The 19,679-nt window shown below is 61.0% G+C and carries 16 protein-coding genes; 12 read left to right on the plus strand and 4 right to left on the minus strand.

All coding sequences use genetic code 11. From position 1 onward, the window contains the following. Nucleotides 1-48: 48 nt before the first annotated feature. The 3 genes from IF189_RS24965 (at nt 49) to IF189_RS24975 (ending at nt 5,309) form a co-directional block, all read left to right on the plus strand. A complete protein-coding gene (locus IF189_RS24965; protein WP_134828223.1) occupies nt 49-1,776 on the plus strand; it encodes a C13 family peptidase in 1,728 nt (575 codons plus the stop codon). A gap of 27 nt (nt 1,777-1,803) precedes the next feature. After that, nucleotides 1,804-2,445, plus strand: a complete 642-nt coding sequence (locus IF189_RS24970; RefSeq protein WP_085712294.1) for an oxidoreductase — start codon at nt 1,804-1,806, stop codon at nt 2,443-2,445. 542 nt (nt 2,446-2,987) lie between these two features. Beyond that, nucleotides 2,988-5,309 (plus strand): hypothetical protein, encoded by a 2,322-nt coding sequence (locus IF189_RS24975; RefSeq protein WP_192552416.1) that lies wholly within the window; start codon nt 2,988-2,990, stop codon nt 5,307-5,309. 43 nt (nt 5,310-5,352) lie between these two features. Here IF189_RS24975 and IF189_RS24980 read toward each other — a convergent pair whose 3' ends face one another. The 4 genes from IF189_RS24980 to IF189_RS24995 form a co-directional block, all read right to left on the minus strand. Then, complete coding sequence (locus IF189_RS24980) at nt 5,353-5,637, minus strand: YceK/YidQ family lipoprotein (protein ID WP_134828225.1); 285 nt, start codon at nt 5,635-5,637, stop codon at nt 5,353-5,355. Next, complete coding sequence (gene ubiX / locus IF189_RS24985) at nt 5,630-6,277, minus strand: flavin prenyltransferase UbiX (protein ID WP_085712297.1); 648 nt, start codon at nt 6,275-6,277, stop codon at nt 5,630-5,632. Before ubiX ends, IF189_RS24980 begins: the two co-directional genes overlap by 8 nt. Then, nucleotides 6,274-7,623: a UDP-N-acetylmuramate:L-alanyl-gamma-D-glutamyl-meso-diaminopimelate ligase gene (gene mpl / locus IF189_RS24990; protein WP_007958628.1), complete on the minus strand. Its 1,350-nt coding sequence runs from the start codon at nt 7,621-7,623 to the stop codon at nt 6,274-6,276. Before mpl ends, ubiX begins: the two co-directional genes overlap by 4 nt. Before the next feature lie 70 nt (nt 7,624-7,693). Further along, nucleotides 7,694-9,610 carry a sigma-54-dependent Fis family transcriptional regulator gene (locus IF189_RS24995; RefSeq protein ID WP_192552417.1) on the minus strand — a complete coding sequence of 639 codons (1,917 nt, stop codon included), beginning with the start codon at nt 9,608-9,610 and terminating at the stop codon, nt 7,694-7,696. Between the two features lie 301 nt (nt 9,611-9,911). Here IF189_RS24995 and IF189_RS25000 point away from each other — a divergent pair, with 301 nt between their 5' ends. The 9 genes from IF189_RS25000 (at nt 9,912) to IF189_RS25040 (ending at nt 19,183) form a co-directional block, all read left to right on the plus strand. Next, a complete protein-coding gene (locus tag IF189_RS25000) occupies nt 9,912-11,432 on the plus strand; it encodes an aldehyde dehydrogenase family protein (RefSeq protein ID WP_007958625.1) in 1,521 nt (506 codons plus the stop codon). Nucleotides 11,433-11,633: 201 nt separating this feature from the next. Beyond that, complete coding sequence (gene eat / locus IF189_RS25005) at nt 11,634-13,004, plus strand: ethanolamine permease (RefSeq protein ID WP_119428909.1); 1,371 nt, start codon at nt 11,634-11,636, stop codon at nt 13,002-13,004. Between the two features lie 71 nt (nt 13,005-13,075). After that, nucleotides 13,076-14,470: an ethanolamine ammonia-lyase subunit EutB gene (locus tag IF189_RS25010; RefSeq protein WP_192552418.1), complete on the plus strand. Its 1,395-nt coding sequence runs from the start codon at nt 13,076-13,078 to the stop codon at nt 14,468-14,470. Continuing rightward, nucleotides 14,467-15,300 (plus strand): ethanolamine ammonia-lyase subunit EutC, encoded by an 834-nt coding sequence (gene eutC, locus IF189_RS25015; protein ID WP_413038509.1) that lies wholly within the window; start codon nt 14,467-14,469, stop codon nt 15,298-15,300. Before IF189_RS25010 ends, eutC begins: the two co-directional genes overlap by 4 nt. A gap of 115 nt (nt 15,301-15,415) precedes the next feature. Then, nucleotides 15,416-15,877 (plus strand): GNAT family N-acetyltransferase, encoded by a 462-nt coding sequence (locus IF189_RS25020; RefSeq protein ID WP_085712303.1) that lies wholly within the window; start codon nt 15,416-15,418, stop codon nt 15,875-15,877. 239 nt (nt 15,878-16,116) lie between these two features. Further along, a complete protein-coding gene (locus tag IF189_RS25025; protein ID WP_134828231.1) occupies nt 16,117-16,767 on the plus strand; it encodes a DedA family protein in 651 nt (216 codons plus the stop codon). Nucleotides 16,768-16,771: 4 nt separating this feature from the next. Beyond that, the gene (locus IF189_RS25030; protein ID WP_134828232.1) at nt 16,772-17,584 is read left to right on the plus strand and encodes a zinc-dependent peptidase; all 813 of its coding nucleotides are present in this window, start codon (nt 16,772-16,774) and stop codon (nt 17,582-17,584) included. A gap of 112 nt (nt 17,585-17,696) precedes the next feature. Then, nucleotides 17,697-18,224 carry an inorganic diphosphatase gene (ppa, locus tag IF189_RS25035; protein WP_007933577.1) on the plus strand — a complete coding sequence of 176 codons (528 nt, stop codon included), beginning with the start codon at nt 17,697-17,699 and terminating at the stop codon, nt 18,222-18,224. A gap of 221 nt (nt 18,225-18,445) precedes the next feature. Beyond that, on the plus strand, nt 18,446-19,183 hold the full coding sequence (locus tag IF189_RS25040; RefSeq protein WP_134828233.1) for a helix-turn-helix transcriptional regulator: 738 nt from the start codon (nt 18,446-18,448) through the stop codon (nt 19,181-19,183). The last annotated feature ends 496 nt before the right edge of the window (nt 19,184-19,679 follow it).

Consider the following 19,679-nt stretch of genomic DNA (forward strand, 5'->3'; position numbering starts at 1 on the left):
GTCACATAGCTACGGCATACTCGGTCGCCTAATTGCCCGGATCCCGCTATGCGCCAACTTGCTGCTCTTGCACCGCTTGCCCTGACCCTGATGCTCACCGCTTGCGGCGACGGCGAATCGCTGTTGCCCCCGGACGCACGCCTGCCCGACGGCGGACGCTATCGCGGCGAACTGGTCAACGGCCTGCTGCAAGGCCAGGGCCGGGTCGACTACCCGAACGGCAGCTGGTACGCGGGCACGTTCGACAAGGGTCAGTGGCACGGCCAGGGCGAATGGCACGGCAGCAATGGCGAGGTCTATCGCGGCAACTTCCAGCAAGGCCTGTTCGACGGCCAGGGCACGCTGACCACTCACGGCGGCAGCTACACCGGCGGTTTCAAGCTCGGCCGGCGCGAGGGCGAAGGCACCCTCAAGGAAAACGCGATGACCTATCGCGGCGAATTCAAGGACGACCAGTATTCCGGCCTCGGTCGTCTGGAACTCGACGACGGCAGTTCCTATCAGGGTCAGTTCGCCCACGGCAAACCCAACGGTGAAGGCCAGCGCGGCGACGCCAGCGGCAATCAGTTCAGCGGCCATTTCATCAACGGTCAGCTAGAAGGCAACGGCACCTTCAACAGCGCCGACGGTGACATCTATGTCGGCGGCTTCAAGAACAATCAACTGCACGGCAAGGGCCGCTACGAAAATGCCGACGGCGACGTCTGGCTCGGCCAGTTCAAGGAAGGCGCACTGACCGGCAAGGGCGAACTGATCGGCGCCGACGGCAGCCATTACATTGGCTACTTCAACGACTGGCGTTTCAGTGGCCAGGGCCGCTTGAACCTGTCCGACGGCAGTTTCTATATCGGCGGCTTCGACAGCGACAGCTACGCGGGCCGGGGCACCCTGGTGCTGACCGACGGCAGCGTACTCAGCGGCACCTGGATCAACGGTCAGCGCGTGCGCGATGCCGATGGGAAGTTGCTGCCCGACACCCTCGAACTCGGCCTGCTGGCCCAGGGCCGTCTGCTCGACGATGCGCTGGCCAATGTGCCGGCCTCGACCCCGGCGGTGGAGTTGTACACCCTGACTCTCGGCGGCGACGGCAAGCAAAGTGTGTTCCTGCGCGAATCCGATTACGTGGCCAACATGCTCGCCAGCCGATTCGGCGCCTTTGGCCAGATCCGCCTGGTCAACCATCGCGACCATCTCGGCGACAGGCCGATGGCCACCCGCGAAAACCTGCGCCGCGCCGCCCTGACCCTGGCCGAACGCACTGGCCCGGAAGACCTGGTGTTCATCTATCTGACCAGCCACGGCACCGCCGAACACGAACTGGTCCTCGACCAGCCGCGCATGGAACTGGCCGACCTGCCCGCCGACGAACTGGCCGCCGTGCTCGCGCCGCTGAAGAACCGCGACAAGATCATTGTCATCTCCTCGTGCTATTCCGGTGGTTTCATTCCGGCACTGAAGGACGAACGCACGCTGATCATGACCGCCTCCCGTGCCGACCGCGTATCGTTCGGCTGCTCCGAGGAAGCCAACTTCACCTACTTCGGCGATGCCCTGTTTGCCCAGGCGCTGAACCAGACCGACGATCTGGAGCAAGCCTTCAAACTGGCCAAGGCCACTGTCGCCGAACGCGAACTGGCAGACAACTTCGAAGCATCAGAGCCGCAGATCTGGGCGCCGAAAACCGTGCTTGCGCACTGGCAGCTGCTGCGCAAGCAACAGGCGAGAAAAGCATTGCAAAGTGCTGCGTTGAACGACGGAGCGATAAAGAGCAACTAAGCTGAACAGTATCAAGGGAGAGACACTATGTACTTGACGCCTCAGCATGTATTGCTTGCCGGAGCCACCGGGCTGACCGGTGAACACCTGCTCGACCGTTTGCTCAACGAGCCGACGATTACCCGTGTCCTGGCCCCTTCACGCCGGCCACTGGCCGAACATCCGCATCTGGAAAACCCGGTCGGCGATCCACAGACGTTCCTGCCGCAACTGGCCGGCCGGGTCGACATTGCCTACTGCTGCCTCGGCACCACCATCAAACAGGCCGGCTCCGAAGAGGCGTTTCGTGCCGTGGATCTGGACATGGTGGTGGCGTTCGCCAAACGCGCCCGGGAAATGGGCGCACGGCACCTGATCGTGATCAGTGCCCTGGGGGCTGACCGCCGATCCTCGATTTTCTACAACCGCGTCAAAGGCGAGATGGAACACGCACTGCGCGCGCAGGACTGGCCGCAGCTCACCATTTGCCGGCCTTCATTGCTGCTGGGTGATCGCAGCGAGCCACGATTGGGCGAGCAGCTTGCCGCACCATTTTCGAAATTGATTCCCGGCAAGTACCGCGGCATCGAAGCCTGCCAGCTGGCCCGGGCCATGTGGCGGCTGGCGCTGGAGGAGCAGGACGGGGTGCGGATCGTCGAGTCGGATGAACTGAGAAAACTCGGTAAATAAGCTCACTTGTCACAGTGGTTCAACGCGGGTCCGGGCAGTCACCTTCCGATGACGCTCGAGGATCTTGTGTTGAACTACTGGCCCTTTGAAACAGGCCGAATCGATTCGGCAACCGTGCCCTAACTATCTACCACACCTCCCTTCCCTTTCATGGATAACGTGCGCCCCCGCACGCCTGCGTCTGTCATTTCGTCATCGGATGGCAATTCCCGACGGCAGGCCATCAATGAAAGGACGCCCTGATGAGACCCAAAAATCCATCACCGAAAAATACCGGTGCACCTCACAGCACCCTTGAGACGTCACCGCTTTTATCCACACCGCGCCTTGAACTTCCGGGAGGGCTTCGACCCGACGCACCGCGCGCCCATCAGCCCGAGCCACGGTTGCCGACACTACCGCCGTCAAGCGACACGCTGCCTTCGGTACGGATTCAGGACCTGGTCTCCAGGCCCAGGGACGGTGAGCACATTCCATCCAGCAATCCGCGCCCGAGCGACTCAATCCGCCACTACGAACTGTCGCCACAGACGCGAACGCTTTTGCCCGACGCCAATACCGAAGGGTTGCGCGTCCACAGGGGGCGCATTTATGCCGAAGTGCAATACACCACGACCACCACGGTCATGGTGGACTGGGACGAAGGCGCCGGCACCTATCGGGCCAAGCTTCCACAGGAAATGCATCCCTCTGGTCCTGCCCTGCGGTTCGACCCGCAAAGCAATACCTGGCGAGTCGGCGAGCCTCCATACACCGGAGATATGATCGGGCCCGTGGTACACCGACAAGCAGAAAACCCGGACGACATCCCGGCACAGGGACTTGCGCCCCGGACGCAATCGGACATGACAGCGGTTTACATCGACACCCTGAACTACGTCTGGAATAACGACATAACCAATCACCATGGCTATGTGGTCATGCACCGGAAAATGCGACGGGGCGACTCTGTCGGCCCCCCGTCGCATCATGCTTTCATGGACGAAAACGGATCGTATGTCATTGTTGAGGCCCCCACTCACCCCATCGATCGGCCAGCAGAATTGCTGCCCGCATGGACTGACCGCGACATCTGGGATCTCTATGGCCTGCAGGGCGCCGATATCTCCCGTTTTCGCACCGAAGCCGAGCGCACCGGCAAGAAACCTCAGTGGGCCAGGGTCCGGGCCCAGCGGATGGAAAACACCCATCTGTTTGACGAACTGCACCGCTGGTCAGGTCGGGAGATGGACCGCGACATGTTCAATCGCCTCCTGGATCTTCAGAAGCGCACTCCCGCCGAGTGGGTGAAATACCTTGATTCGGTCACCTTGCATCGCAGCACGCCGGCCCCGCAATCCTCATTGCCACGCGTGCCGACACCCGAAACACCCGCCCTGCAAACGCCTTCGCCTCGCCCGCCCACACCCGACACTCCCGAGACGACGGAAGCCACGCCGGGTTTTGGCCATCAGAGTCACTACACCTGGGACATCGACAGCCAGAACTTTCATGGCTATGTAGAAATGCAACGCAAGCCTGGGCTGGACGACAGCCATGGCCCTCTTACCCAAGTGGCGTTTCCTGAAGGCAGCGGACTGACCATCGTCAGCCCCATCAGGTATTCCGCCAGTCAACGAGCGTTTCGCCCCTACTGGCGGGACATCGATATCTGGAACCTGTACCGGATCGAAGGCGCAGATATCCTGCGCTTTCGTCAGGACGTCGCGCTGAACCTGAAACAGCCGGCCTGGGTCAAGCAGCGGGAGCTCTCGTCCCGGCGTGAAGAGTTGCTCGAATACCTGCGGCTTTGGACCAACCCTGACTCTCCGCTCAAATCAAGGGAGCAGGTCATTGCCCGGTTCCAGCCCTACAATCTGTCCACGCAGCAACTCGCGCGACTTTGCAAAGAATTATCGCCAACAGGACAATTCAACAAACTGATCAATGACGAGCTGCCCGGGTGGGTCCAAACCCATCAGGCCCGAACGCTGGTCGTAACCAACCCGAAACAGTTCGCCCCGTTTTTGCCGGAGCTTCATGCCGAAATCATCAGGTTGAGGAATCAGGGAGAAGGCACCAGCCTCCTGAAAGACAGCCTCACCCCACCCTTCTTTCGCGAGCTGTTGCTGCACGGTGGTTTTAAACGCAACAGGCATAATTACCTGTACAGACTCGACATTCCAGCCGTGTTCAAGGTGGACAACCGGACGCCCTTCGAAATCGCCCGGCCCGGTGCCATGGCTGCCCCAACACTGTCGATCGAGGGTTCTACAAGCGAGACCGCCGTCAGTGCGATGTTCAGTCTCAGGACTGCCATGAAATTCGCAAACGAGTCCAATGACGCAACAGGCTCCCTCGATACCCGGACGGACAGCCCGCTGACCGGCAGCGAAGCCCGTCAGAGTAATGAGCCCGCTCCGCTGCCTAGAACCCGTCGCATGATGTTTTGTTACCTGCTCGATACCCGCAATGTCGAGGTCGTCTCGGGGCAAGACAATCGCGCCTATAACCCGACACGGCTCAGTAGAAGGCCGACAGACGACCAGACACTCTTCCCGAGCATGAAAATGGAGGGCCATGTTTCCATGTCTTCCATCGGATTCACGTCGAGACGTGTGTGGCTGGTCAACTCAGACATGACTCGCGCAGCGACCGTGGACGATGTACATGCTCAGGCGATTGAACGCGCCACGGAATCGAGTCGGAGCCATGCAAAGGTCATCGAGGCCCGGACACAGGCAGGAGAATTGAACATGGGCGAATATGACGCGCTGATCGATGAGGTGGCGAAGGCTGGCAAACGAACTATCGAAATGCCGGCAGGGCAGGATATTTTCTCCACCGACATCATTTTCCCGCCCGAGCTGATCAGCCTGCTTTAAGCGGTATCACCGGCTCGACCCTGCCTGATCGAGCCGGTGTTTTTCATAACCCCCCGGTCGCCTGAAACCCCACACCAATCACCGTCAGCAACGACAACGGTAACAGCAGGGTATCGAGCAGCGCACTGGCCGGCAGGTCAACGCCCGGATAACTCGGTGCTTCGGCACCGAACCGGTCCATCGCACAGCACCCGCCGTTCATGGCGTACAGATCCAGCCGCGTGCCGGCGTACACCACCGGCGCGCCAGGTTTGGCGGCATCCAGCGTGCGCGCGGTGGCGCAGCCGGTCAGTTGCAACATCAACAGGATCGCCAGCAGCTTATTCATCGCTGCTCAGATGGTGCTCGCCCCAGCGCGGCAGCATGTCCTGGGGAATGCCCAGCAGATTGAGAATCCGCGCCACCACGAAATCGATCAGGTCATCGATGGTCTGCGGCTGGTGATAGAAGCCCGGCGAAGCAGGCAGGATGGTCACGCCCATGTTCGACAGCTTGAGCATGTGCTCTAGGTGAATGCTCGAATACGGCGCTTCGCGCGGCACCAGAATCAACTGGCGACGCTCCTTCAAGGTCACGTCCGCCGCCCGTTCGATCAGATTGTTGCAGGCGCCGGTGGCGATGGCCGACAAGGTCCCGGTCGAACATGGCACCACCACCATCGCCGCCGGTGCCCCGGAGCCCGAGGCCACCGGCGACATCCAGTCTTCCTTGCCGTACACGCGGATCTGCCCGGCAGCCGCGCCGGTGTATTCGGTGAGGAACGCCTGCATCAACTGTGGCTTGGCCGGCAGCGACACATCCGTCTCGGTGGCCATCACCAGTTGCGCGGCCTTGGAGATCAGGAAGTGCACCTCACGATCCTCGCGCACCAGGCAATCCAGCAGGCGCAAGCCGTACTGGGCGCCGGACGCGCCGGTCATCGCCAGTGTGATGCGTTCCGGGCCGCCGTCCTGAAAGCGAGTATTCATTTCAGCGCCTCGGCGAGTTTGCCGTGCAGGCCGCCGAAGCCGCCGTTGCTCATGATCACCACGTGAGTGCCGGGCTGGGCCTGACTCTTCACGCGTTCGATGATGCCTTCCAGCGAATCGCTGACAATCGACGGCACGGTGCACAGCGCAGCGGTGCCCGCCAGATCCCAGCCGAGGTTGGCCGGGGCGTACCAGATCACCTGATCGGCATCGACCACGCTGTCCGGCAGGCCGTCACGGTGGGCGCCGAGCTTCATCGAGTTGGAGCGTGGTTCGATGATCGCGATCAGCGGCGCATCGCCAATGCGTTTGCGCAGGCCATCAAGGGTGGTGGCAATCGCGGTCGGGTGGTGGGCGAAATCGTCGTAGATGGTGATGCCGCGTACTTCCGCGACTTTTTCCATCCGGCGTTTGACGCTCTTGAACGCACTCAACCCGGCAATGCCCATGGACGGCACGACACCGACGTGGCGTGCGGCGGCCAGGGTTGCCAAGGCGTTGGCAACGTTGTGCTGGCCGGTCAGCTCCCATTCGACCACGCCCTGGGAGACGCCTTCGAACATCACTTCGAACGCCGAGCCGTCATCTTTCAGCAACTTGACCTGCCACTGGCCGCCGGCACCGGTGGTTTGCACCGGGGTCCAGCAGCCCATCTCGATCACGCGCTGCAAGGCCGGTTCGGTGGTCGGGTGGATCACCAGGCCTTCGCTCGGAATGGTCCGCACCAAATGGTGGAACTGCCGCTCGATGGCCGGCAGATCAGGGAAGATGTCAGCGTGATCGAACTCGAGATTGTTGAGGATCGCGGTGCGCGGACGGTAGTGGACGAACTTCGAACGCTTGTCGAAGAACGCACTGTCGTATTCGTCGGCCTCGATCACGAAGAACGGCGTGCCACCCAGACGCGCCGACACCGAGAAGTTCTGCGGTACGCCACCGATCAGGAAGCCCGGGCTCATGCCGGCATGTTCCAGCACCCAGGCGAGCATGCTGCTGGTGGTGGTCTTGCCGTGCGTACCGGCAACCGCCAGCACCCAGCGACCTTGCAGCACGTGGTCGGCCAGCCACTGCGGACCGGAAACATACGGCAGGCCTTTGTTCAGCACATACTCGACTGCCGGATTGCCGCGAGACATGGCGTTGCCGATCACCACCAGATCCGGTGCCGGATCGAGCTGCGCCGGGTCGTAACCCTGGGTCAGCTGAATGCCCTGAGCTTCGAGCTGAGTGCTCATCGGCGGATAGACGTTGGCATCGGAGCCGGTCACGTGATGGCCCAGCTCTTTGGCCAGAACCGCCATCGAGCCCATGAAAGTCCCGCAGATACCCAGAATATGAATGTGCATAGTCGACCTCGTAAAACATGGCCGCAGGGTAGCCCAGGCAGGGGAAAACCGCATCCTCGTTTTCAGGGGGTCAGGCGCTGCGGGCGATCCCGTGCTTGCGCAGCTTTCTATAGAGCGTATTGCGACTGACGCCAAGCTGCTCGGCCGTATGGGTCATATGCCAGCGCGTGTGCTCCAGCACATTGAGCAACGCCAGCCGTTCGGCATCCTCCAGCGGCTGCCCGGACGACGCGTCATCGGCTTTGACCAGCAGCGGCTGCACCTGCCGGAACATCGCAGGCAGATCATCCAGCCCGATCCGCCCCTCATCGCACAACGCCGCCAGCGTGCGCAGCACATTGCGCATCTGCCGCACATTGCCCGGCCAGTTGAACCCGAGCAACGCCCGGCGCGCCGGCTCTTCGATCAGAATCGTTTCTCCACCCGCCTCTTCGGCCAGCAGGAAATCCAGCAATTGGGATTTGTCACTGCGCTCGCGCAATGCCGGCAGCGCCACTTCCAGTCCGTTGAGCCGGTAGTACAGATCCTCACGGAAACTGCCGTCCGCCACTCGCTCCAGCAGATTGCGGTGCGTGGCACTGATGATCCGCACATTGACTGCTTCCGGCTCGCCACCGATCGGCACCACTTGCCGGTCTTCCAGCACTCGCAGCAGACGGGTCTGCAAGGCCAGCGGCATGTCGCCGATTTCATCGAGGAACAGCGTGCCGCCATCGGCCTGCTGCAACTTGCCGCGCATGCCGTCCTTGCGCGCGCCAGTGAAGCTGCCGCCGCGATAGCCGAACAATTCGCTCTCGATCAGGCTTTCGGGAATTGCCGCGCAATTGAGGGCGACGAAAGCATTGCTCGCGCGTTGACTGGCCTGATGCACAGCCTTGGCGAACGCCTCTTTACCCGAGCCGGTTTCGCCGTTGATCAGCAGCGGCACGTCGCGCTCGAACACCCGCAAGGCCTTGCGGAAATCCGCCTGCAGTCCGACATCGCCCAGGCAAATGCCCGCCAGGCGCGGCGCCTCGGGAACTGCCGGTTTCGGCAGGACAGGAGATGGCTTGCGCGCTTCTCCGCGCAATACCGCAAACAGATGCCGCCCGTCGCGGGTACGCAATGGCCAGCTCGCGCTGGCGTGGGCACTGGCGCGCCCGAGCAACTCATCCAGCGAGCAATCGAAAAACGCCTCCACCGGTTTGCCAAGCAAGCCTCCACGAATGTGCCCGAGCAGGTTCAAGGCACTCTGATTGACCGCACTGATCCGCCCTTCCCCGTCAAACGCCAGCAACCCTTCGCTGAACAGCCCGACGGATTCGGCCTGGAGATGAAAACGCAGCAGCCATTGATTATCGAAGCAGCGCAGGAAATAGCAGCTCTCGATCATCTTCGCCGACAGATTGACCAGCGCCATGGTATGGAACTGACTCTGCCGCGAAACGTCCGGCCGCGCCGAGGATACGTCGAGCACTGCCAGCAGTTCGCCGTGGGGGTCAAACACCGGGCTCGCCGAGCAAGTCAGGCCGGTGTGGCGACCACGAAAGTGTTCGTCCTGATGGATGGTCAGGGCCTGGCGTTCCACCAGGCAGGTGCCGATGCCGTTGGTGCCTTCGCAGGCTTCGCTCCAGTCGGAACCCAGCCACAGTCCGGCGCGTTCGAAGATCTTGCGTTCGGAAGGTGCAGTGACGCAGTTGAGGATCACCCCGCGCGCATCGGTCAGCAGCACCGCGTGGCCGGCGCCGGAGAGTTGTTGATGCAGGCTGCTCATTTCATTGCCGGCGATCTGCAACACCTGTTGCAGGCGTTCGCGGCTTTCGAGGACGCGTCCGTGTTCGAGTACGGTCGGCGCCATGGTCAGGGCCGGGTCGAGGTGATAGTCCTCAAGACAACGCAGCCACGAGCGGGCGATCGACGGGTCGGCACCGGGGCCATGCAGGTGCGGCTTGCCCTGGGTGACGGTGAGAACCTGTCGGGCATGGCGACTCAAATGGTTGTCGTGCATTTCTTATTATTCTCCCCGAGGCTCATCGGCCCATGCGTGAAGTGGTGCCCAGCATCCTCCAGCCAACCGGTCTTTGCAATGCTGGCAAGACCGCCCGGTCACGGGTTGTGCCAGAAGCGGTACAAACTGTCACCCGAGCTGTACCGATACCGTCACAGACGCTTGCCATTTGTCCGACAGAAATCACGCAAGGCCTTGATTTGCCTGCCCTGCACGGCAGTGGCCCGACCTTTGCTCTACGCTTAAAGCAAGCGCACATGCGCGTTTCTCTAATAAGTACAAAGCCAAGGAGAACATCATCATGCGTTACGCTCACCCCGGTACTGAAGGCGCCAAAGTCTCGTTCAAGAGCAAGTACGGTAACTACATCGGCGGCGAGTTCGTCGCGCCTGTCAAAGGTCAGTACTTCACCAACACCTCGCCAGTGAATGGCCAGCCGATTGCCGAATTCCCGCGTTCCACTGCCGAAGACATCGAAAAGGCGCTGGACGCCGCCCACGCTGCTGCCGATGCCTGGGGCTCGACCTCCGCCCAGGCCCGCTCGCTGATCCTGCTGAAAATCGCCGACCGCATCGAACAGAACCTCGAAACCCTGGCGATCACCGAAACCTGGGACAACGGCAAAGCCATCCGCGAAACCCTCAACGCCGACATCCCGCTGGCCGCCGACCACTTCCGCTATTTCGCCGGGTGCCTGCGCGCCCAGGAAGGCAGCGCCGCCGAAATCGATGGCAACACCGTGGCTTATCACATCCATGAACCGCTGGGCGTGGTCGGCCAGATCATCCCGTGGAACTTCCCGATCCTGATGGCCGCGTGGAAACTCGCCCCGGCCCTGGCCGCGGGCAACTGCGTGGTGCTCAAACCTGCCGAACAAACGCCGCTGGGCATCAGCGTGCTGCTGGAACTGATCGGTGACCTGCTGCCGCCGGGCGTGCTCAACGTGGTGCAAGGGTTCGGCAAAGAAGCCGGCGAAGCCCTGGCCACCAGCAAGCGCATCGCCAAGATTGCCTTCACCGGCTCGACCCCGGTCGGCTCGCACATCATGAAATGCGCCGCCGAGAACATCATCCCGTCCACCGTGGAACTGGGCGGCAAGTCGCCGAACATCTTCTTCGAAGACATCATGCAGGCCGAGCCAAGCTTCATCGAGAAAGCTGCCGAAGGTCTGGTGCTGGCGTTCTTCAACCAGGGCGAAGTCTGCACCTGCCCTTCCCGCGCGCTGGTTCAGGAGTCGATCTATCCGCAGTTCATGGAAGCGGTGATGAAGAAAGTCAGCCAGATCAAACGTGGCGACCCGCTCGACACCGACACCATGGTTGGTGCCCAGGCGTCCGAGCAGCAATTCGACAAGATCCTTTCGTACCTGGAAATCGCCAAGGGCGAAGGTGCCGAGCTGCTGACCGGCGGCAAGGTGGAAAAACTCGAAGGCAACCTGGCTTCCGGTTATTACATCCAGCCGACCCTGCTCAAGGGCACCAACAAGATGCGTGTGTTCCAGGAAGAAATCTTCGGCCCGGTGGTGAGCATCACCACCTTCAAGGACGAAGCCGAAGCCCTGGCGATTGCCAACGACACCGAGTTCGGCCTGGGCGCCGGCCTCTGGACCCGCGACATCAACCGCGCCTATCGCATGGGCCGCGCCATCAAGGCCGGTCGTGTGTGGACCAACTGCTACCACCTGTACCCGGCGCACGCCGCGTTCGGCGGGTACAAGAAGTCCGGCGTCGGTCGTGAAACCCACAAGATGATGCTCGATCACTACCAGCAGACCAAAAACCTGCTGGTGAGCTACGACATCAACCCGCTGGGCTTCTTCTAAAAAACCGGGCGGTGCCGAAATATCGGCGCCGCCCCTTTCATCCCGATGACAAACCCTGGCCTGGCCGCTCTGGCACGGGCCTTGCGTACCTGTCATTCAGGATTTGCATGAAAACTGCCGCTGCGTGAACAGCATCCATCCACTCAACCGCTGCACCCGAAAGTCCAACAGATCGAACAATAAAAAAGACAGAGAGGACTTATGACTTCCACCACACAACTCAAACCCACACTCGGCACCCTGCATCTCTGGGGCATTGCCGTCGGCCTGGTGATTTCCGGCGAATACTTCGGCTGGAGTTACGGCTGGGGCACCGCAGGCACCCTGGGTTTCCTGGTCACGGCCCTGATGGTTGCGACCATGTACACCTGCTTCATCTTCAGTTTCACCGAACTGACCACCGCGATTCCCCATGCGGGCGGGCCGTTTGCCTACAGCCGCCGGGCATTCGGTGAAAAAGGCGGATTGATCGCCGGGATTGCCACCCTGATCGAGTTCGTCTTCGCCCCGCCGGCCATCGCCATGGCCATCGGCGCCTATCTCAACGTGCAATATCCGGAGCTTGATCCGAAAGTCGCGGCGGTCGGCGCGTATTTCGTGTTCATGACCCTGAACATCCTCGGCGTCAGCATCGCCGCGACCTTCGAACTGGTAGTCACCGTACTCGCCGTCGCTGAACTGCTGGTGTTCATGGGCGTGGTTGCGCCGGGCTTCAGCTTCAGCAACTTCGTGCTCAATGGCTGGTCGGGTTCCAGTGAATTCAGTCTCGGCTCGATTCCCGGGATCTTCGCCGCCATTCCTTTCGCGATCTGGTTTTTCCTCGCCATCGAGGGCGCGGCCATGGCGGCCGAGGAAGCCAAGGACCCGAAACGCACGATTCCCAAGGCCTATGTCAGCGGCATCCTGACCCTGGTGTTCCTGGCTATCGGCGTAATGGTGATGGCCGGTGGTGTCGGCGACTGGCGACAACTGGCGAACATCAACGACCCGCTGCCCCAGGCGATGAAAGCGGTGGTCGGCAACAACTCGACGTGGATGCACATGCTGGTGTGGATCGGTCTTTTCGGGCTGGTGGCGAGTTTCCACGGGATCATCCTCGGCTATTCGCGGCAGTTCTTTGCCCTGGCGCGGGCCGGTTATCTGCCGAAAAGCCTGGCCAAGCTCTCGCGCTTCCAGACCCCGCACCGGGCGATCCTGGCCGGCGGCGTGATCGGCATTGCGGCGATCTACAGCGACGGACTGGTCAATCTGCAAGGCATGAGCCTCACCGCCGCGATGATCACCATGTCGGTGTTCGGCGCCATCGTGATGTACATCATCAGCATGCTCAGCCTGTTCAAACTGCGTAAAACCGAGCCGAACCTTGAGCGCACCTTCCGCGCTCCGGGCTATCCGATCGTGCCGGGGATCGCACTGTTTCTGGCAGTGGTGTGCCTGGTGGCGATGGCCTGGTTCAACACCCTGATCGGTGGCGTGTTCCTCGGGTTCATGGCTGCCGGTTACCTGTATTTCCAGCTGACCGCCAAGCAACGCTCCGAAGCACCGGCAGACGCTATGCTCGAAGGTATCTAGAAGTTGCACCGGCACCGGGCCTCAGGCTCGGTGCCTGCACTAAAAGCATTCATTCAGGAGGACCGCGCCCCATGGCCGCATTTGCCCATACCGTCGGCGCCCAGACCTACCGCTTCGACAGCCTCAAGGACGTGATGGCCAAGGCCAGCCCGGCGCGCTCCGGGGACTTTCTGGCCGGCGTCGCCACGCTCAACGATGGCGAGCGGGTCGCCGCGCAAATGGCGCTGGCCGACATCCCGCTGACGCATTTCCTGCAGGAAGCGCTGATTCCCTACGAGTCCGATGAAGTCACCCGGCTGATCATCGACAGCCATGACAAACAGGCCTTTGCAGTTGTCAGCCATCTCACGGTGGGCGGTTTTCGCGACTGGTTGCTGAGCGAAGCGGCCGACGAATCCAGCCTGCGTGCCCTCGCCCCCGGCCTGACGCCAGAAATGGTCGCCGCCGTGTCGAAGATCATGCGCGTACAGGATCTGGTGCTGGTAGCGCAGAAGATCCGCGTCGTGACGAAATTCCGTGGCACCCTCGGCCTGCGCGGGCGGTTATCCACAAGGCTGCAACCCAATCACCCGACCGACGAACCGTCCGGCATCGCCGCGAGCATTCTCGACGGTCTGCTGTACGGCAACGGTGACGCGATGATCGGCATCAACCCGGCCACCGACAGCATCGCCTCGATCTGCGCGATGCTGGAAATGCTCGACGCGATCATCCAGCGCTACGACATTCCGACCCAGGCCTGCGTGCTGACCCACGTCACCACCTCTATAGAAGCGATCAACCGTGGAGTGCCGCTGGATCTGGTGTTCCAGTCGATTGCCGGCACCGAAGCGGCAAACGCCAGTTTCGGTATCAACCTGAACGTGTTGCAGGAAGGTTATGAAGCGGGCCTGAGCCTCAATCGCGGCACGCTCGGGCAGAACCTGATGTATTTCGAGACCGGCCAGGGCAGCGCGCTGTCGGCCAACGCCCACCACGGCGTCGATCAACAGACCTGCGAAACCCGGGCCTACGCCGTGGCACGACATTTCAAACCGTTTCTGGTGAACACCGTCGTAGGCTTCATTGGTCCGGAATACCTCTACAACGGCAAACAGATCATCCGCGCCGGCCTCGAAGACCACTTCTGCGGCAAGTTGCTGGGCGTGCCGATGGGCTGCGACATCTGCTACACCAACCACGCCGAGGCCGATCAAGATGACATGGATACCCTGCTGACCCTGCTGGGCGTGGCGGGGATCAACTTCATCATGGGCATCCCCGGCTCCGACGACATCATGCTCAACTACCAGACCACCTCGTTCCACGACGCGCTCTATGCGCGCCAGACTCTGGGCCTGAAACCGGCGCCGGAGTTCGAGCAGTGGCTGGCGAACATGGGCATCTTCACCCAGGCGGACGGCAAGGTCCGCTTCGGCAACAATCTGCCGCCGGCGTTTCGCCAGGCGTTGGCGCAACTGGGATGAGTCAGATGGAAAAACCGCCCGTCGATCCACAGAACCCCTGGCTTGAGCTGCGTCGCCTGACCCCGGCGCGGATCGCCCTCGGCCGCACCGGCACCAGCCTGCCGACCAGGGCGCAGCTGGATTTCCAGTTCGCCCACGCACAGGCCCGGGATGCCGTGCATCTACCGTTCGATCATGCCGGGCTCAGCGCCCAATTGACCGAGCGCCAGCGCGACAGCCTGCTGCTGCACAGCGCGGCGACGGATCGCAACAGCTACCTGCAACGCCCGGATCTGGGGCGCAAGTTGAGCGATCAATCGGCGCAAGCCCTGCGCGAATATGCGCTAGCACATCCGGGCGGGGTGGATCTGGTCATTGTCGTGGCTGATGGCCTTTCGGCGCTGGCGGTGCATCGCCATACCTTGCCGTTCATCTCCCGACTGGAAGAACAGATGACCGCCGACGAATGGTCAATCGCACCGGTGGTGCTGGTTGAGCAAGGTCGGGTGGCGGTTGGCGATGAAATCGGCCAGTTGCTGGGGGCAAAAATGGTCGTGATGCTGATCGGAGAGCGCCCCGGACTCAGTTCACCGGACAGCCTCGGTTTATATTTCACCTACAATCCAAAGGTCGGCCTCACCGATGCCTACCGCAATTGCATCTCCAATGTGCGGCTTGAAGGCTTGAGCTACGGCATGGCGGCCCACCGCCTGCTGTATCTGATGCGCGAAGCCTGTCGGCGGCAGCTGTCGGGGGTCAATCTGAAGGACGAAGCGCAGGTTCAGACGCTGGAATCGGAAGCCGGTGCAGACATGAAGAGTAATTTCCTACTCGATCCGCCCCCCGCCTGAACCGTTTCCGCATTGCCTTACTGCGCCGGTTTCAGGCAGGATCGATGCACGGCCGCCCGGGTTTCCCATCGCCGTCAGAGCAGTTGAAGACAGCCACTTGAAGACGAGACCTATCATGCGGATTATTCAAGCGACCCTCGAACACCTGGACCTGCTGGCCCCGCTGTTCGTCAAATATCGTGAGTTCTACGGTGCACTGCCTTATCCGGACTCGTCCCGGGCCTTCCTCGAAAAACGCCTTCGGCGCAAGGAATCGGTCATTTATCTGGCCCTGGCCGATGACGACGACAAAAAGCTCATGGGCTTCTGCCAGCTCTACCCGAGCTTTTCCTCGCTGTCGCTCAAGCGCGTGTGGATCCTCAACGACATCTATGTCGCCGAAGATGCCCGCCGCCAACTGGTCGCCGACAACCTGATCCGCACCGCCAAGCGCATGGCCAAGGAAACCCAGGCCGTGCGGATGCGCGTTTCCACCAGCAGCGACAACGAAGTGGCGCAGAAAACCTACGAATCCATCGGATTCAAGGAAGACACCGAGTTCAAGAACTACATTTTGCCGATCAGCGACGAACTCTGATTTTTTCTAACAGTGCGGATGCAGGCCTTTGTGGCGAAGGTACAAACGCCCTCGCCACAAAGGCCTGCACCTCGCTCCCCCCCTCGAAATGCCCCGCTACAAAACCAACGCGCTTTTCACCTATCAGATCGTATAATCCTGTGCTTTCCGGCTTGTAAGAAAAACTACACCCGCTTGTAGGCTTACACCGAATCATCCGCACAGGCCTGCCGAGTCGGGCCATCACCACAGGTGCCCACATGGATTTCAACCCGATCGACATCATTCTGCATCTCGACGTCTACCTCGACATGCTGGTGAACAACTATGGGACCTGGATCTACGCCATCCTGTTTCTGGTCATCTTTTGTGAAACCGGCCTGGTGGTCACGCCGTTCCTGCCGGGCGATTCGTTGCTGTTCATCGCCGGCGCAGTGGCCGCAGGCGGCGGCATGGACCCGGTGCTGCTGGCGGGTCTGCTGATGCTGGCCGCGATCCTCGGCGACAGTACCAACTACGTGATCGGACGAACGGCAGGGGAAAAACTGTTCAGCAATCCGAACTCGAAGATTTTCCGTCGCGACTATCTGCAACAGACTCATGACTTCTACGACAAGCACGGCGGCAAAACCGTGACCCTGGCGCGCTTCCTGCCGATCATCCGTACGTTTGCGCCGTTCGTCGCCGGTGTCGCCAAAATGCCTTACCCGCGTTTCTTCGGTTTCAGCGTATTCGGCACCATCCTGTGGGTCGGCGGGCTGGTGACCCTGGGCTACTTCTTCGGCAACGTACCGTTCATCAAGAAGAACCTGTCGCTGCTGGTGGTGGGCATCATCCTGCTGTCGCTGGTGCCGATGATCATCGGCATGCTGCGCAGCCGCCTCGGCGGCGCCAAAGCCCAATCGCACTAATTCGATGTGGTCGTTGAGCGCCTGGCGACGCCGGCGCACTCTGGCGAAGCACCCGATTGCCGATGACATGTGGCAGCGGGTGCGTCACCACTTGAGCTTCCTCGACGGCATCAGCGCCACGGAAGATCAGTGGCTGCGCGAAGCCAGCGTCCTGTTCCTCGAAGACAAGCACCTGACCGCCCTGCCCGGCGTCGAACTGCACCAGGAACAGCGCCTGCTGCTCGCCGCCCAGGCGCAATTACCACTTTTGCACCTTGGCGATCTGAACTGGTATCAGGGCTTCCACGAAATCATTCTGTACCCCGACGACTTTCTCAGCCCCCAGCGTCATCGCGATGCCAGTGGCGTCGAACATGAGTGGGACGGCGAACACAGCGGTGAAGCCTGGCAACAAGGGCCGATCATCCTCGCCTGGCCCGGGGTGATGGCCAGTGGTGGCTGGGAAGGCTACAACCTGGTGATCCACGAGCTGGCGCACAAACTCGACATGCTCAACGGCACCGCCAACGGCCTGCCGCCGCTGCACGCCGACATGCGGGTCAGCGACTGGGCCGAGGTCATGCAAAAGGCTTATGACGACCTCAACCGCCAGCTCGACCGCCATCCGGACGCCGAAACCGCCATCGACCCCTATGCCGCCGAGAACCCGGCCGAGTTCTTCGCCGTCACCAGCGAGTACTTTTTCAGCGCCCCGGATCTGCTGCACGAGGCTTATCCACAGGTGTATGCGCAGCTACAGCTTTTCTACCGACAGGATCCGCTGGCCCGACTGAAGCAACTTCAGGCTACCGACCCGGTCTATCAGGCACACGAGTAAGGCCTGGACGACCTTCGGTGCATGGCATCGCGGGTGGAATATGCCTATAATCGCCGCCACTTTTTGGTCAATCCGGCCAAGTGTTTTGGTCTACTAACGGGGGCAACGCCCAATGAGCTACAGCAAGATTCCGGCTGGCAAAGACCTGCCGAACGACATCTACGTCGCGATCGAGATCCCGGCCAACCACGCGCCGATCAAATACGAAATCGACAAAGACAGCGATTGCCTGTTCGTTGACCGTTTCATGGCCACCCCGATGTTCTACCCGGCCAACTACGGTTACATCCCGAACACCCTGGCTGACGACGGTGATCCCCTGGACGTGCTGGTTGTAACCCCTTACCCGGTTGCTCCAGGTTCGGTGATCCGCGCGCGTCCGGTCGGCATCCTGAACATGACCGACGACGGCGGCGGCGATGCCAAAGTCATCGCAGTCCCACACGACAAGCTGTCCCAGCTGTACGTGGACGTTAAGGAATACACCGACCTGCCAGCCCTGCTGATCCAGCAGATCGAGCACTTCTTCGCGAACTACAAAGATCTCGAAAAAGGCAAATGGGTGAAAATCGAAGGCTGGGACGGCGCTGACGCTGCCCGCGCCGCGATCACCAAGTCGGTTGCTGCCTACAAAGGCTAAGCCTCGCGACCTGCGACACGCTTGAAAAAAACCCCGGTTGATCCGGGGTTTTTTGTGCCTGGCTGGCGGGGTCTTAAACGACTTGTTTATGGCGCCCTACAGAAAAGTTTTGCTGTGTGTAATTTCCCACAAGTACGTCTTACATCCCGTCGCAAAATTTGCCTCGATTTTGAACGCAAGGTTTATTCAAACCGCTCTAGGCCGGCCGTAGACTCGTGTTTATGAGAAAGAACACTAGCGGTCCAAGATTCAAGGCACTCCTGGAAGCTGCGAACATCACCACCACGGGATTCGCAAAGTTCTGGGGCACGGAAGCCCAAAACGTTCATAACTGGTACACCCGGGGCGTGCCCGCGTACCGCATGGAAGAAGTCGCACGCCTGCTGTCCGTCAACAGCCAGTGGCTGAAGACCGGCGAAGGTCCGAAGGAAGCACCGCACCTGTACACCGCCGGCGACACACTGGATACACAGGCGATTCAGGGCGTCTATACGGTGCTCGAACCCAGCGACATCGAGCTGCCGCTCTACAAGGAAGCCCCGACTGCCCCTGGCTCCGACAAGACCCACGTCATCAAGGATCCGGAGCAAACCATCCGCCTGCCCCGCAGCCACCTCGAAGCCCTGGAAATCCGCCACACCGACGCCATCTGCACCCACATGATCGGCAACAGCATGGCCGAGAAGATCGAAGACGGTTCCACCCTCGCCATCGACCGCGGCCTCACCCAGGTGGTGGACGGCGAAATCTACGCCATCGAACACGACGGCATGCTGCGCATCAAATACCTGCACCGCATGCCCGGCAACGCCCTGCGCCTGCGCAGCCACAACAGCGCCGAATACCCGGACGAAATCTTCCGCGCCGCGCAGATCGAAGAGCAGAGGATTCATGTGCTGGGGTGGGTGTTCTGGTGGTCGACCCTGGGCAAGCGGCGGCCGGTGGTGCCGTTTCTCTGAGTCACCCGGTGTGGTGGGAGCCAGCCTGCTGGCGATGAGGCCCTGAAAGTCGGTACAAATCCCGGATTTTCTCCAGTTTGATCGCTCTAAACCGCACTTCAAGCTGGGAATCAGAAGCAAAACTCAGTATCCTGCGCCCCACATTCGCGCATCGACCCGCCAAGCGGCCCAGATGACGCCTGACGCGGCAGACCACTGTCTGACCAAGTCCCACAGCCGGACGCAAGATCCGGGTGTACGTTTTGAAGGCTGGCGCGGTTTACCAAAAATAAACCAAGCCAGTCCCCGAGAAGCCGGCCACAAGCCGGCTTTTTAATGCCTGTCGGAAAGTGGTTTTCGAGAGCCGTTCAGCCAATTGCTGATCAACACACAAATTGGGCAGGCGCTACTTGCACAATTGTTCAGCAAAAAAGCTCTTGGCAATTACGAAGCTTAAAGCACTACAAGGACGTTCCAGATTGCTCCTATTTGCCCTGAGTTCACGCCTGAAATACGT

The organism is Pseudomonas sp. IzPS59, from assembly GCF_014863505.1.
GTDB lineage: Bacteria > Pseudomonadota > Gammaproteobacteria > Pseudomonadales > Pseudomonadaceae > Aquipseudomonas > Aquipseudomonas kribbensis.